This window comes from Thermosipho sp. (in: thermotogales), assembly GCF_020054775.1.
GTDB classification, from domain to species: Bacteria; Thermotogota; Thermotogae; order Thermotogales; family Fervidobacteriaceae; genus Thermosipho; species Thermosipho africanus.
In genome coordinates this window covers 92056-106558 of record NZ_JAIHAP010000001.1, presented here as the reverse complement: position 1 = coordinate 106558, position 14503 = coordinate 92056, and the positions used below count along the sequence as shown (strand labels likewise).

The following is a 14503-nucleotide window of genomic DNA, read 5'->3' as shown; positions in this document are numbered from 1 at the left end:
CTGAAGAGGAAGAAGAAACTGAAGAGGAAGAAGAAACTGAAGAGGAAGAAGAAACTGAAGAGGAAGAAGCAGACGAAGAAGACGAAGCTGATTCCGAAGATGAAGTTGAAGAGGATGAAGAAGAAAAACCCAAAGGAAAGTCTAAGGCGAATAACAAAACAAATGGTAAAACTGAAAAAGATAATAAAGTTGATAAAAGCAGCAAAGCTGGCAAAGAGAAACGACAATCTAAACCAAAGGTTGATGTGAATAGTATTATAGATGTAGTGGAAAAAGCATTAGGAAAAGGTTGGGATAAGAATGAACGTACTACAGGTGTTGTATTTACGAAAAATAATTCGAGATTTTGTAAGGTAACTTCGACTGGTAATGTTGAAATAAATGTACCTGTTAGTAGCAAGGATATTGATGGTTTACAAACATTTACGCCTGAAGAAGCTAAGTCTAAACATTTGGGAGCTTGTAGAGCTATATATGCTGGTGGAGATTTAAAGATTATTGAAAAACTTATAAAAGAAGCTTCTAAAAATTTTGATCCTGAAAAAGCTCCTAAGCCAGTAGGTTTTAAATCTGCTGGAAAGTCAGGAGATGGAAAAAGTGATGAAAAATCTAAAGTAAAACAAAAAGGTAAAGGTAAAAAATAAAATATAAATGTAAAATCACTTTTTCACTCTCCTGTTTAAATAAAGACAGGCAATTTAATTGCCTGTCTTTTAGTTTTTATAAATTGAATATTATTGATATAATTTTATTTGCGAGGTGATATAAATATGAAAATTATAATTGGTGGTGGAATATCTGGATTAATTTTCAAATTTTATAATCCAGAATATAAAATAGTTTCTAGTAATGTTGGAGGGCAAATGACAAATAAAATTCCTTTGGGACCGAGAATTTTACAAGTAAATGAGTGGAATGAAAGATTATTAAAAGATTTGGGAATCGAATGCAATATAAAGAAAGCTAGAATAGGTTATTTTTTTAAAGGTAAATTACATGATTTTTGTCCAGATGAATATAGAATTTTATATTATATGAAGTCTAGATGTTTAGCAAATATAAATGAAATTCCTGAATCTGTAATGTCGGAAGGTAAAAATGAAATTCTATATTATGATGTAAATTTTAAAGATATTATACAAAAGATTTTATCAAATATAAAAATATGTCATTTAACTGTTAAACAAATAAAACATGATGTAATTTCATTCTTTGATGTTTCAACTAGGATTAAATATGAACATATAGTTTCGACTATACCTGCTCCAACATTCTGTATGATATATGGTAATGATATAAAAGAAGTCAAAAAATATATTGATATAAGAAGACAATTGAGATTTTTAAATAAACAATTTGTATTAGTAGATAAGAAATATGTTGCTGAAGAACTAGGTGATTTTGATTATGTATATTTTCCAGAAAACAAACAACCTTATAATAGAATTACTAAAGTAAATGATCAATTAGCTGTTGTTGAATTTACAAATGTGAAAAAAAATAAGGCTCCAATTTTTAGTGATATAAAAGGTTATGAATATATTGATATTGGTCAGATACAGGGAGGTGTTATTCAAGAACCAGATAAAATAATGTTTCTTGGTAGATATGCTGAATGGAATCATAAAATCAAAACACAAGATATAGTAAAAAAATCAATTGAATTTAGGAATAATAAAGGGGATGAAAATAATGATAACAGAAGACAGATGGAATAGACAGCTTGAATTTAATCAAAAATTTTTTAAAGATTATTTAAACAAAAGTATGACAAGTTTAGATATTAATGAAAAACAAGAATGGACTCAAAAGTTTTTATTACATTTAGTAAAAGAATTATCTGAAGTATTAGATGAAATAAATTTCAAAATGCATAGAGTAGAAAATAAAGAAATTATACTTTCAAATATATTAGAAGAAATAACAGACATTCAAAAGTTTACATTAGGATTATATCAATTATGGGGATTTACTTATGAAGATTATTTAAAAGCATTTGATATGAAAACTGCTGTAGTTGAACAAAGATATAAACAAGAACATGAATTAGATCTTTTAAGTAAAAATAAGTTAATATGTGGTATTGATTTAGATGGAGTTATTTTTGATTATCCGAGGTGTTTTCTTGACTGGGCGATTAAAAATTTCAGTTTACCTTTACCATATTATAAAAATTTAAAACAATTGAAATCTAGTGTCGGACTTGAAACTTATGAAAAAATCAAAGATGCATATAGACAATCAGGTTATAAAGCACAATTACCTATAAAAAAGAATGTTGATGAATTTATAAAGTTTTTAAAGTTAAATGGTTATCAAGTTATTGGTTTGACTTCAAGACCTTATGAAAAATATTCAAGAATTTATTCAGATACTTTGAAATGTCTTAAAAGTCACAATATAGAATTAGATGCTATTTTTTGGAGTAAAGAGAAATGTTTAAAAATCATCAAAACATGTCCTAACATTAAATTTTTTATTGATGATGATTTGAATCAAGTTAATTCAATTGCTGAACAAGGTTATGAAGTATTTTGGTTATATAACCCGGATGAATATGATAGTATTAATGATCTTTATATTCATAATAATGTAAAAGTTGTATATGATTTTGACGAAATTATTTCGTATATATATAAAAATATTTAAGGGTTATAAAAAGTCTGTCTAACATGGTTTTAGAAAGGTAGGATTTTTAAATAAATGGCAAAAATAATTAAAAATCCAAAATTGAGTCTTCTGTATGCAAAAATGTATAGATGTAAGAAATGTAAAGATCTTATTAAAATGAGTTGTAATATTTATGATGGTAAAAGTAATGGACCTTTAAGAGGTGGTGGAGATAGTATAAATTGTAAGGTAATGTTTGTTGGACAAAATCCTTCTTATAGAAGATTTGAAAATACAAATTGTGCATTTTCTGGTGGGTTTGGTGATGATTTTAGAAAGTTATTAGATGAAGTCGGTATTAAAGAACATATTTTTATAACAAATATAGTTAAATGTAGTACATTAAATAATTCAAAGCCTGATTTAAACATTATAAATAATTGCGAAGAATATCTGCTAAGTGAGTTAGAAATAATAAAACCTGAAATAATTGTACCTATGGGACAATGTTCAGTTAGTTATTTTAATGGAACTATTGGCAAATTAACTAACTTTAAAAATTATAAAGTATTTTCAATATATCATCCTAATTTTATTTTATCGTATAAAAGAAATAAACTTAAAGATTATATTTTTATGCTAAAGAAAATTTATAAAATAGCTTATGAAGAAAAAAGTTGATATTTTATATTTAAAAATTGATAAATAGATGTTATAATTATTAAAAAAAGGAGGTATAAAAATGGTTAAAGATGATTTAATAAAAGAAGCTTTTAATGCTTTAGAAGAACTAGGAAAAACAAACAGTACTAAAGTGAAAGCTGAAATTTTAAGGTCATATAAATCTAATGAATATTTAAAACAAATGCTAAAATTATCTTTGGATCCGTACTTAACATTTGGAATTAAGAAATTACCAGAATGTACAGTAAAAAGTAGTAAAATATCAGCGAAAAAGTTTGATGAATTATCTGATATGTTGACAAGGTTAGCTAATAGGGAATTAACAGGTAATGCTGCTAGAAATGCTGTTGAAAAGTTTTTATCAAATTGTAGTGCAGAAGAATATTATTGGTACAGTCAAGTAATTTCAAAAGATTTAAATGTCGGAATTGGAGATAAAACAGTAAATAAGGTATTTAAAGATTTAATTCCACAGTTTAATGTAGCATTAGCAGAACCATTTAAAAAAGCTGTATCAATTCCATCAAAAGTTATTATAGAAGATAAAATAGATGGTATAAGATGCATAGCAGTAAAATATTCAAGAGATGATATTATATTATATTCAAGGAACGGAAAAGAACTTTTTGGATTTGATTATCTAATTGAAGAAATTAAGAAGATACCTGAAGATGAAATAGTTTTAGATGGTGAATTAATATCTGGTAAAAATTTCAATGATACATCGGCAGCAAGAGGAAAAAAAGTTAGAGGTAAAGAAGCTATATATAATATATTTGATATGATTGATGTAACATCATTTAAAGAAGGAATTGATGAAACTCCAATTTTAAAGCGTAAGAAAAATCTTATTAAAACTGTTAAAGAAACAGATATATTAAAGATAGTTAAATTTTCAGATCCTATTGATCCAGAAGATAAAAAGAAATTAGATTTTTATTTTGAAGATGCATTATCTCGAGGATTTGAAGGGATAATGCTCAAAGGTTATGATTCTGAATATGAATGTAAAAGAACAAATAAATGGTTGAAGTTAAAACCAGAAGAAACATATGATGGTAAAGTTAAAGGATTCCAAGAAGGTACTGGTATGTTTGAAGGAACATTAGGTGCAATTTTGGTAGAATTTAAAGGAAATATAGTAAAAGTTGGAAGTGGTTTTTCAGTTGAGCAAAGAAATGAAATTTGGAAAAATAGGAAAAAATATCTTAATAAAACAATAGAATTTAAAGGTCAAGAAGTAACTGAAAATAAGAGGGGTACACATTCTGTAAGATTTCCAGTATTTGTAAGATTTAGGGAGGATAAATAAATGGCTTTATTGATATTTGAAGGATTAGATAAGACTGGAAAAACAACTTTAAAAAATGAAGTTTTAAAAGTTACAAATAAACATATATGTTGGGATAGAGGTCCCGCTTCACAATGGGTTTATGGACAGTTATATAATAAACCTGATACTCCTGATATAAATGAATTATATAAACTTGAAAAATCAATTAGTAATGCTTATCCTGTATTTTACGTCTATACTTATTCACGTTTAAGTGATATTAAAGATAGAATGAAATTATGTAATGAATCTCAATTTCTAATTGATAAAATTTATGAAACACTTGATTATTATTTAACTTATTTTATGTATTCTCCAATACCGAAAATTTATGTTTTTACTGGTTTTCCTATAGATAAATGTGTAAGTAAAATTTTAGAGGAGGTTAGTTTTAATGAAACGTGTAAAAAAACCAACCTCAATTAGGTTAGGTAAGACATATATAAGAACAAATGGATTAGGTTTGGGTTGTTGTTTCGATAATCCTAAAGATGATCCTGAAGAAATAATTAAAGTAGCATATGAAATGGGAGTAAGATATTTTGATACTGCTCCTGTGTATAAAAGTGAAGTTTATATCGGAAATTTGATAAAAAACAATGTTATAGATAGATCTAAAATTTATATTTCTACAAAAACAAAAGATATTTCTGTTGATGGGATTAATAAAAGTATTTCTGAAAGTTGTAGACAATTGAATACTGATTATATTGATATTTTATGGTTGCATTCAGGAATTGATTCTTCAGTACAGTATAAGATGTTTAAAGATAATGTTTTATATTTAAAGGATTTATTAAATGTAAAATATATAGGAATTTCTGGCCATGATTATAAAGCTGCTGAAGCTGCAATTAAGGATAACCTTGTAGACGCTATTATGGTACCACATAATATTTTATACAGAGATTTTGAAGATCTTATAAAAGTTGCAAAATTCAATTCAATTGGTGTTGTTACTTTCAAAAATTTTGCAAGTGGAATTTTAATCGGCGGACCTGAAAATAGATTTGGTGTAGAAATGATAAAAGATTTAATGAATTTTGAAATTATGAATGATTTTTCTGATATAATTATTCCTTCAGTAAGATCAGTAGAACAATTGAGACAGATTGTAAAATTATTTAAAGAAGAAGATGATGGTACAGATTATGATTTACTTGAAAGATATTTGAAAATGAAATTGGGTAAAGTTTGTGTTAGTTGTCATAAATGTAGACCGTGTGAAAAATTTGGATGGGAAATGAGTCAACCGAGAATATTAAAATTATTGACATATTATACAAGGTTCCATTTGAAAGAAGCTAAAGAAGAATATAAAAAAATAAAATTGAATATAAAAGACTGTGCTGATGCTGGATGTTATAATTGTTTTAACGAATGTCCGCAATTTATTGATATAGTTCAGTGGATGTATAATGCAAATACTTTAATGGGTGAATAAAATGAAAAAATTAAGAATGATAATTAAACAATTATTTTTAATACTTGATGGGATTTTCAAATTACTTATTACACTTTTAATTGTAGGTATAAGATTTATTTTACAATTAATTATTTTTGTTGTTGTTTGCTGTATTTATTTTGTTATAATTTTGTATAGGAAAATCAAAATATATTTAAGGTAGGGGTGAATTGTGGTTGAATATCAAACAATAGGTTTTATTCAGTCAGTATCATATGAAATTCTAGAATTTTCAAATTGTGATGTAGAAAGAATGATAAGATATAATTTTGCTAAAAAAATAGCTGAACTTATAGTTGAAGATATTGATAAATTACCAGTTAAAAAAGTTGTAATGGATGATTCATCAAGAATGTATAAAAATTATTCTCTTGAAATAACATTAATAAATAAAGAACGTCTTGAAGAACTTTTAAAAAAAGAACAGGAACTTGAACAAATTAAATCAGATTTAAATACTACAAAAGAAGAGTATTATTAAAAAGGGAGAGTAGAATATGGATGTAGTATTAAGTAAGTCCATAAATAAGATAGTTCCATATATTAAAGCTATAAAACATAATGGTTTGAATGCTCCAATAAGTCTTCATATTTTATTAACAGATCATTGTGTTAATAAATGTAATATGTGTAGTCATTGGAAAACTCAAGATAAATCTGAATTAGATTTTGAAGTTATTAAAAAAATTTGGCAAGAGTCAAATGATTATGGAGTAGAATCTATTTGTTTAACAGGTGGAGACCCAGTATTATATTCAAGGTTTGAAGATTTGTTAAAGTTAAAAAGAAGTTTTAAACTTGGGATAATAACTTCAGGAAATTTCAAAAAAGGATTTGATTACAGTTTAATATCTGATCTTGATTTTATAAGATTCTCGTTAGATTCATTAGATAGTGAAAAATACCATGTAATAAGAGGGAGAAATAATTTAGATGAAATTCTTAATAATCTATATTCTACGTTAAAATATAATGAGAACGTTGGAATAAACTTTACAATTCAAAAATTAAATATAAGTGAAGTAGTAGATATCATAGAATTAGTTGTAAAAAATAAATTAAAAAGACTTATATTATATCCAGTTCATCATGCTGAAGGATTAGAATTAACTCATCATGATAAGTTATTATTAGCTAATTTGTTAAATTTTATGATAGACACAAGAAGAGTTAATCTTTTAATACCAGAAAATAATTTACAATTTTTACATGACTGGTTGTGTGGAAAAATTAAATTTAAAAAGCCTCATTCAGAAGTACCTTGTATAATTAATAAAATACATTTAGCTATTGATGCAAAAGGGAATGTATATCCCTGTGAAACTCAAGTTGACGATACTGATATTCAATATAGAGAAAATAGTTTAATACTTGGTAATGTTTATAATGAGAGTTTTATAGATATTTGGGAAGAAAATTATCATAAAGAATTTGCTTCAGATAAATGTAAACTTTGTTTTTCAAGATATATGCCAATTAATGAAGCTTATGACGAACTTAAAGATAAACAAATATTTATATAAGGAGGATAATAAATGGAGAGAAGTAAAGAAATTGATAAAATGAGAGAAGTAATGGGAACTTTACCATCTATGCAGCCAAAAAAGAAAACAGAATTTATACGAGGATGTTCGAGAATCAAAGTTGAGTTAATTGGTTATCCATTGAATCCGTATAAACAAATTTTTGAAGCTGCAACTGCAACTTGGGGCGACGATGATTATGAATATAAATGGCCAAAGGTTTCGGTTGAAAACAGAATAAAGGTTGTTAGAGCTTCATTAGAAGGTAAAACATTGCCCCAAGCATTAGAATCTATTACATTTCAATTTAGGGTTAATGGAGTATCTAGATCAGCTTTTGATCAAGCTGCTAGAGCTAGAGTAGGAGCTACATTTTTTTCAAGTGGTGTAAGAGACAATAATAAATTAGATGCAAGTTTTATAATGCCAACTGAACTTTATGATAATAGAGAATTAAGAAAAGATATAGAAGAATATGTAAAAATGGGAAAAGATCTTTATGAAAAAATTATAAGCAAAGGTCAAGGTAGTTGGCAGTCTGCAAGATGTATTTTACCTATGGGTATGAATCATCCTTTTGAATTTTCAATGACATATCTTGCATTAATGGGACAGTGCAGTAGACGTCTTAAATTCTGTGAACAGGAAGATACAGTAGGTTTATTTTGGTCTGTTCGAGAGGCACTTAAAGATAAATTTCCTCTTTTGGCAATTTATTTAAGACCCAGTTGTGATAGAACAAAACGTTGCCAATATCATGAATCATATTCTTTATCTGAAATGTTTGGATGTCTGTTTAAATCATGTGGAAGAAATTCAGATAACTCACCTTATGTATATGCGACATTTAATAGGGCTTGTACTGTTAAAGATGTATTAGAAGAACAATTAGGATTTAAAATTCCGAATTCAAATGAAGATTTGCCAGAAAATTATGAGATAGATGTAAAAGATTATGAATATTTTGCTGCACTTTAATAATTTTTATTTAAAAATAAGGCTGGATAAATCCGGCTATTTTTATTTATGATAAAAAGTTGATATAATATTATATGGATATAAAATTATGGGGAGAGTTTGTTATGGGGGTTATTTGTAGAGCTGAAGATGTTATTAAAGCTAAAAATGATGAGTTTTATTTCAATGAATTTTTTAAGAAAAATAAGGGTATTATAGTATCATGTATAAATAAAGTTTTTGGCTCTGTAAGAGATGCGTGTTTATCATGTAATATAGAAATTGATGATCTTTTTGCAATTGGTTCTGTTGGGTTTTATAAAGCTGTAAAGTATTTTGATGCTTCAAAAGGTTGTGAGTTTTCTACGTATGCATATCCATTAATAATTGGCGAATTAAAGAAATTTAAACGTGATCATAGTTCATTTATAAGAAAATCGAGGACTGTATTAGATGTACTTTATCAATTTTATTTAATAAAGTCAAAAAATGAAGATATTTCTTTAGATGATGCTTTTGATATAATAAGTAATATTAAAGACAAAGATGGTAAATTAAAGTTTAGTAAAAACGATATTGAAAATGCAAAAAATGCTTTAATGCAAGAGGTTATATCAGTTGAAGATCTTACATTTATTGATAAAAATGGAAAGGAAACACATTATGAAGATTTTATACCAGATAAAAAAGATATTGAAGAAGAAGTATTAAATAATGTATTTTTAGAAAATTTAAAAGATGAAGTTTTTATGTATTTTACTGAAAAACAAAAAGAAATATTTAAGTTGTCTGTTTTAAAAGGTTTAAACCAGTTAGAAATTTGTAAAGTTTTAAATATTAATCAGCCTGATGTTAGTAGAAATTTAATAAAAATACGTCAAATTGTTGATATTTATTTATCATTTAGTGCTATGGGAGGGAATAAAATGGGAAGAGACAAATATTCAAAACATATTGAATTTCTAATTAGTTATATTAAGACTTCATTTGAAGTACCTGAATATAAAAATATGAATAAAATTTTTGAAGATAAAGGTTTAGAACCTATACAAAGGCAGGCTTTTATATATTTAAGAAGTAAGGTTTTAAAAATTTTAGAAAGTCAAGGTTTTGATATTAAAAATATTAAAATTAATTATGAAAGAAAATACAGTAACAGAATAAAGATTAATAATGAATATACTGAAAAAGTTAAAACTGAATATAATAAGGATAATAAACAAATGGAATCAATTAGAAAATCATTAATAAATGTAAGTGATGATAAAACAATTTTTGTAAATAAGGAAAATATAACACATGAAGATTTAGAATTAATATTTCAAGTAATTAATTTATTATTGAAGACAGAAAAAATTGTAAATCTTAATCTTAAGTTAAAGTTAACAGATAATTCTATAAAATAAAATTAGGAGTTGATAAATGATGGGAAAATTGAAAAATATAATTGAAGAACAAATTGAAATTGTAAGGAGAAATGGAGTTCCAGTGATAGTAAATAAACAAGGTACTATAGAGATTCTAAATTATAGTTTTAATTATCTTGACGACGATTTTATAAATACTGAAGAAAATTATATTGATATGTTAGAATATTATAAAGAAAATAATATAAATTATGAAGAAATATTAAAACTTGAAAAAGATGAATATGCAAAAATTACTGAAGGTGTTGTAGAAACATTTAAGAAATTTGACGAAGATATTAATACAAGACAAGCAATTTGGGTATCTCCGTGGTGTATTTCAATGATACATTTTATAGTAAGAAATAATATACTACATTGTTTTGTAAAATTAAGAAGTTCAGACGTAGTTAAGTTATTAATTTCAGATATGCGATTAATATTAGAATTAGTGAGGAAACTTCAAGAAAAGTTGAATATAAAAAATGTTTTTGTTAATGTAAATATTGATTCGGCTCATATAATTGTAATTGAAGATATTACTAAAATTTAGAGGTGTTAAAATGAAAAAGTTAAAGAAAAATATTAATATGTGTCATTTACATGTGCATACTGATTATTCAGTAGGAGATGGATGTTGTAAAATCAGTGATTTAATTTCTAAAACAAAAGAATTAGGAATGGATTCAATTGCTATAACTGATCATGGTTCGTTGTCTGGATTTTTGAAATTTTATAAAACAGCAAAAGATTTAGGGATTAATCCAATTTTAGGTGAAGAATTGTATGTAAATGATGATAGGGAAGAAATACAAGAAAATAATATAAAAAGAAAGTCTAAAGAGAAAGATGTTGAAGAACAATTAGAAACAAAGAAAATAAGTCCAAATAATCATTTAATTGTTTTAGCAAAAAATTGGGAAGGTTTTAAATCTATAATGAAAATTCATGCTGATGGTGTAAGAAATGGATTTTATTACAAACCAAGAACTACACACAATATCATTAAAGAATTAGGAAAAAATATAATTGTTACTACAGCTTGTATGGGAGGTAAAGTAGGAGTTTTAATTAGAGAAGGAAAATTTAATGAATGTAAAAGATTTTTACTAGAAATGAAAGAAGTATTTAAAGATGATTTTTATTTAGAATTACAATTTCTTGAATCTAATGAACAACATTTAATAAATGAAAAGTTATTGGAATTTTCAAAGCAACTTAAAATACCTTATATAATTACAAATGATATTCATTATGTAAATAAAGGTGATGATAAGTTACAAGATATTCATAAAATGATATATAGGAAAAAGAAAATAAGTGATAATCTTGATGATGTAATATTCAAGGTTAGAGAATTATATTTAAAAACTCCATATGAACTGTTAGAGTCAGCTAAAAAATGGCAATATAATATTACCAAAAAGGAAATTTTGGAAGGCTTAGACCGGACTTTAGAGGTAGCCGAAAAATGTAAGAATATCGAGGTACCATTATATGATATAAAATTTCCTAAATATTATCCAGATCCGAAAAATATAGATGAAAATTTTGATGCAGCTGCATATTTAACACAAAAGGTTAATCAGGGATTTAAGAGAAGACTTATGAACAAGCAAATACCTAAATCAAAAATTAATGAATACAAAGAAAGAGCAAGACACGAATTAGATGTTATTATAAGAAAAGGTTATTCAGATTATATGTTAATTGTTTCAGGTTATATAGATTTCTGTAATAAAAATAAAATTTTTCATGGAGCAGGTCGTGGAAGTGCAGCAGGTTCTTTAATTTCATGGCTAATTGGTATAACAGAAATAGACCCTATTAAAAATGGACTTATATTTGAAAGATTTTTAAATGAGGATAGAGCAGATCCACCTGATATAGATGAAGATTTTGATTCTGAAAGAAAAGATTTAATTGAGCAATATTTAATTCAACAATATGGTGAAGATCATATTGCACATATAATATCATTTGGTACTTATGGTGCTAAAGGTGTAGTAAGGGATGTAGGCAGAGTTTTAGAAAAAGATTTTGTAATAATAGATAAAGTTGCAAAATCTTTTGATAATTTTTCAGACGTAAAATCAAATATTGAAAGAATTTTAAACGAAGGTATTGAAAAAGATATTATTGAATTTATTCAAAATGAACCTGAATTTTTTGAATATTGTAGTAAGCTTGAAGGTATGGTAAGACAATATTCACAACATGCGAGTGGTACTGTGGTAACTCCAGGGCCATTAGAAGAATATATTCCTATAATGAAAATAGAAGGAAAAATTGTAACTGGGATACAAGAAGGAGCAGATATTCGTGAATGTTCAGATATGGGAATTTTGAAATTAGATATATTAGGATTAAATTGGTGTACAATATTAAGGCGTGGTATAGAGCTTATTAAAGAAAGACATGGAATAGATCTTTGGGATAAAATATGGACAATAGATTATGACGATCCTAAATTAATGGCAGAATTTGCAAAAGGAAATACTGAAGACATTTTTCAGTATTCATCAAAACCAATGAGAGAATTTATTAAACGAGTGGCTGGAAGTGATGTTGATCCGAAAAAAGCTACAGTTGAAGGAGTTACTTTGACATTTAATGATTTAGTAGCTATTAATGCTGGGTGGAGACCTGCTGTTATTATGTCTGGAGCAACTGATGTATTAGCGTGTAATAAACATAAAGATCTAGATGAAATTGAATATTTACACGAATCTATGAGACCAGCATTGGAAGAAACATACGGTGCATTAATATATCAAGAACAGTTTATGAGAATATTAATGGATACTGCAGGATTTACTGCAGCTGAAGCTGATAAAGCTAGAAAAACTTTAAAATATCTAAACAAAGGTAAATATGATCCGAACAGTAAATCATATAAAGAATTTCAAGTTACATTAAATAAATTGCAAAAAGCGTGGAGTAAAAGAGGATTTTCGGATAAACAAATTGAAGAATTAACTCAAACTTTAGCAAAATTTATCGATTATAGTTTTAATAAATCACATTCATGTTCATATGCTACAGCAGCAGTACAGGGTATGTATTTAAAGGTTTATTATCCTCTTGAATACTTTACTGGACTTTTACAAAGTACTAAGAATGCAGTCAGAAAGGATTTAAAAGGTAGAAAAGATAGAGATAAAAATCTATTAGAAATTTATATAAGAATTGCAAGGGAATCTGGAATTGAAGTTTTACCTCCATTAATTGATAAATCAAAACCTAATTTTGAAATTGAAGATAAATCAATTAGAGCTGGTTTAACAATGATAAAAAGTTGTGGTGAAAAAGCAGCAGAATCTATTTTAAAAGCTCAACCAATTAAATCAATAGAAGAATTTTTTTCATCTACAAAAGTTGATTGGAGAAGAGTTAATAAAAAAGTTATTGAAAGCTTAATTAAAGTTGGAGCTTTTGATAATTTATATCCACATCGGAAACGTTTATTAAAATTCTTTGAATTGTGGAATAATACTAAAAATAAACAAGGAGTTAATAATATTCATGATAAAATTAAATATATAAGAAAATATTTAAAACAAGCTGAAGAATTAGTTAAAGATGATTTTACAAATGAAGAAAAATTAAAAATTGAATATGAGTTATATGGATTTTATTTTGGACAGCATCCATTTGATAAATATAAAAAAGTTATTGAAGAACATGAATTTATTTTACCTTATGAAATAACAGTGAAGACTAAAAAAGCTAAAGTTGCAGGTTTTATAAGTAATATTAAAACAATAAAAACTAAATTCGGTGAAAAAATGGCTTTTATAGAATTATCTGATACTCATGATGGTAAAATATCTGTTACTATATGGCCAGAATATTGGAGACTTTATAAGAAGATTTTGAAGGAAGGAAATTGTGTAGTAATGAAAGTTAAACGAAATTCAGGTAATGATAAATATAAAGATTCATTTGTACTTTATGATAAAAATGACGGAAAAAAGTTAATTTCAGAATTAAGTGATATAAAATAATTTATATAAGGTGTGAAATAACTTAAAAAAGAGGTGATTTTATGCTACCATCTGAATCAACTTTGAAGAAATATTATAAAGAAATTAAAGATAAATATTTTGGAGATGAAGTACCTGATGTAGATGAAGTTAAAATTGAATGGTCAAAACGATTAGTAGTTGCAGCGGGTGGTTGTTATGTAAAACGTAAAATTATAAGATTAAGTGTACCATATCATGAAAAATTTCCAGATGAAATTATTAATACATTGACTCATGAAATGATTCATTTAATTAGTGGAAAACATAACGATTTATTCAAGTATTGGATGAATAAAATAAATATGTTAGGTGGTCATGTTACACTACATTCAAAGGAAGCTGCAGTAGTAAATTATATTTATGAATGTGTAAATTGTGGTTTTCAATATAAATTGAGGAAAAAATTGAAAAATTTAGACAATTATCATTGCGGGCAGTGCAAATCAAAATTAAAAATGATTAAAGTTAATAAAAGTGTTTAGTTTAAATTTGAATAA

General features: G+C 25.9%; 15 protein-coding genes. All 15 read left to right on the top strand.

The window, feature by feature from the left end; translation table 11 throughout:
* Positions 1–644, top strand: a 644-nt coding sequence (locus tag JG780_RS00700; protein WP_287568918.1) for a hypothetical protein, incomplete at its 5' end; no start/stop codon positions are given.
* Between the two features lie 126 nt (positions 645–770).
* Positions 771–1718 carry a hypothetical protein gene (locus JG780_RS00695; RefSeq protein WP_287568917.1) on the top strand — a complete coding sequence of 316 codons (948 nt, stop codon included), beginning with the start codon at positions 771–773 and terminating at the stop codon, positions 1716–1718.
* Entirely contained in the window at positions 1693–2649 is a 957-nt protein-coding gene (locus JG780_RS00690; protein WP_287568916.1) for a hypothetical protein, read from the top strand. The genes JG780_RS00695 and JG780_RS00690 overlap by 26 nt, the downstream gene beginning before the upstream one ends.
* 54 nt (positions 2650–2703) lie before the next feature.
* A complete protein-coding gene (locus JG780_RS00685) occupies positions 2704–3291 on the top strand; it encodes a uracil-DNA glycosylase family protein (RefSeq protein WP_287568915.1) in 588 nt (195 codons plus the stop codon).
* A 61-nt stretch (positions 3292–3352) separates the two neighbouring features.
* Positions 3353–4606: an ATP-dependent DNA ligase gene (locus JG780_RS00680; protein WP_287568914.1), complete on the top strand. Its 1254-nt coding sequence runs from the start codon at positions 3353–3355 to the stop codon at positions 4604–4606.
* Positions 4607–5053, top strand: coding sequence for a hypothetical protein (locus JG780_RS00675; protein WP_287568913.1), 447 nt, complete (start codon positions 4607–4609; stop codon positions 5051–5053). It begins immediately after the preceding gene.
* Positions 5022–6071, top strand: coding sequence for an aldo/keto reductase (locus JG780_RS00670; protein ID WP_287568912.1), 1050 nt, complete (start codon positions 5022–5024; stop codon positions 6069–6071). The genes JG780_RS00675 and JG780_RS00670 overlap by 32 nt, the downstream gene beginning before the upstream one ends.
* A 1-nt stretch (position 6072) precedes the next feature.
* Complete coding sequence (locus JG780_RS00665) at positions 6073–6255, top strand: hypothetical protein (protein WP_287568911.1); 183 nt, start codon at positions 6073–6075, stop codon at positions 6253–6255.
* 9 nt (positions 6256–6264) lie between these two features.
* A complete protein-coding gene (locus JG780_RS00660) occupies positions 6265–6573 on the top strand; it encodes a hypothetical protein (protein ID WP_287568910.1) in 309 nt (102 codons plus the stop codon).
* A gap of 16 nt (positions 6574–6589) precedes the next feature.
* Complete coding sequence (locus tag JG780_RS00655) at positions 6590–7615, top strand: radical SAM protein (RefSeq protein WP_287568909.1); 1026 nt, start codon at positions 6590–6592, stop codon at positions 7613–7615.
* Between the two features lie 12 nt (positions 7616–7627).
* Positions 7628–8593 (top strand): FAD-dependent thymidylate synthase, encoded by a 966-nt coding sequence (locus tag JG780_RS00650; protein WP_287568908.1) that lies wholly within the window; start codon positions 7628–7630, stop codon positions 8591–8593.
* Positions 8594–8667: 74 nt separating this feature from the next.
* Positions 8668–9978, top strand: coding sequence for a sigma-70 family RNA polymerase sigma factor (locus tag JG780_RS00645; protein ID WP_287568907.1), 1311 nt, complete (start codon positions 8668–8670; stop codon positions 9976–9978).
* A 16-nt stretch (positions 9979–9994) separates the two neighbouring features.
* Entirely contained in the window at positions 9995–10531 is a 537-nt protein-coding gene (locus JG780_RS00640) for a hypothetical protein (RefSeq protein ID WP_287568906.1), read from the top strand.
* A gap of 10 nt (positions 10532–10541) precedes the next feature.
* A complete protein-coding gene (locus tag JG780_RS00635; protein WP_287568905.1) occupies positions 10542–13985 on the top strand; it encodes a DNA polymerase III subunit alpha in 3444 nt (1147 codons plus the stop codon).
* A 41-nt stretch (positions 13986–14026) separates the two neighbouring features.
* Entirely contained in the window at positions 14027–14488 is a 462-nt protein-coding gene (locus JG780_RS00630; protein WP_287568904.1) for a SprT-like domain-containing protein, read from the top strand.
* The last annotated feature ends 15 nt before the right edge of the window (positions 14489–14503 follow it).

What these genes read in the sequence shown, in the direction of transcription:
- JG780_RS00655 (WP_287568909.1), top strand. Translation starts at nt 6,590, where the DNA reads ATGGATGTAGTATTAAGTAAGTCCATAAATAAGATAGTTCCATATATT.
- JG780_RS00640 (WP_287568906.1), top strand. Translation starts at nt 9,995, where the DNA reads ATGATGGGAAAATTGAAAAATATAATTGAAGAACAAATTGAAATTGTA.
- JG780_RS00670 (WP_287568912.1), top strand. Translation starts at nt 5,022, where the DNA reads ATGAAACGTGTAAAAAAACCAACCTCAATTAGGTTAGGTAAGACATAT.
- JG780_RS00690 (WP_287568916.1), top strand. Translation starts at nt 1,693, where the DNA reads ATGATAACAGAAGACAGATGGAATAGACAGCTTGAATTTAATCAAAAA.
- JG780_RS00630 (WP_287568904.1), top strand. Translation starts at nt 14,027, where the DNA reads ATGCTACCATCTGAATCAACTTTGAAGAAATATTATAAAGAAATTAAA.
- JG780_RS00645 (WP_287568907.1), top strand. Translation starts at nt 8,668, where the DNA reads ATGGATATAAAATTATGGGGAGAGTTTGTTATGGGGGTTATTTGTAGA.
- JG780_RS00695 (WP_287568917.1), top strand. Translation starts at nt 771, where the DNA reads ATGAAAATTATAATTGGTGGTGGAATATCTGGATTAATTTTCAAATTT.
- JG780_RS00675 (WP_287568913.1), top strand. Translation starts at nt 4,607, where the DNA reads ATGGCTTTATTGATATTTGAAGGATTAGATAAGACTGGAAAAACAACT.
- JG780_RS00665 (WP_287568911.1), top strand. Translation starts at nt 6,073, where the DNA reads ATGAAAAAATTAAGAATGATAATTAAACAATTATTTTTAATACTTGAT.
- JG780_RS00635 (WP_287568905.1), top strand. Translation starts at nt 10,542, where the DNA reads ATGAAAAAGTTAAAGAAAAATATTAATATGTGTCATTTACATGTGCAT.
- JG780_RS00685 (WP_287568915.1), top strand. Translation starts at nt 2,704, where the DNA reads ATGGCAAAAATAATTAAAAATCCAAAATTGAGTCTTCTGTATGCAAAA.
- JG780_RS00650 (WP_287568908.1), top strand. Translation starts at nt 7,628, where the DNA reads ATGGAGAGAAGTAAAGAAATTGATAAAATGAGAGAAGTAATGGGAACT.
- JG780_RS00680 (WP_287568914.1), top strand. Translation starts at nt 3,353, where the DNA reads ATGGTTAAAGATGATTTAATAAAAGAAGCTTTTAATGCTTTAGAAGAA.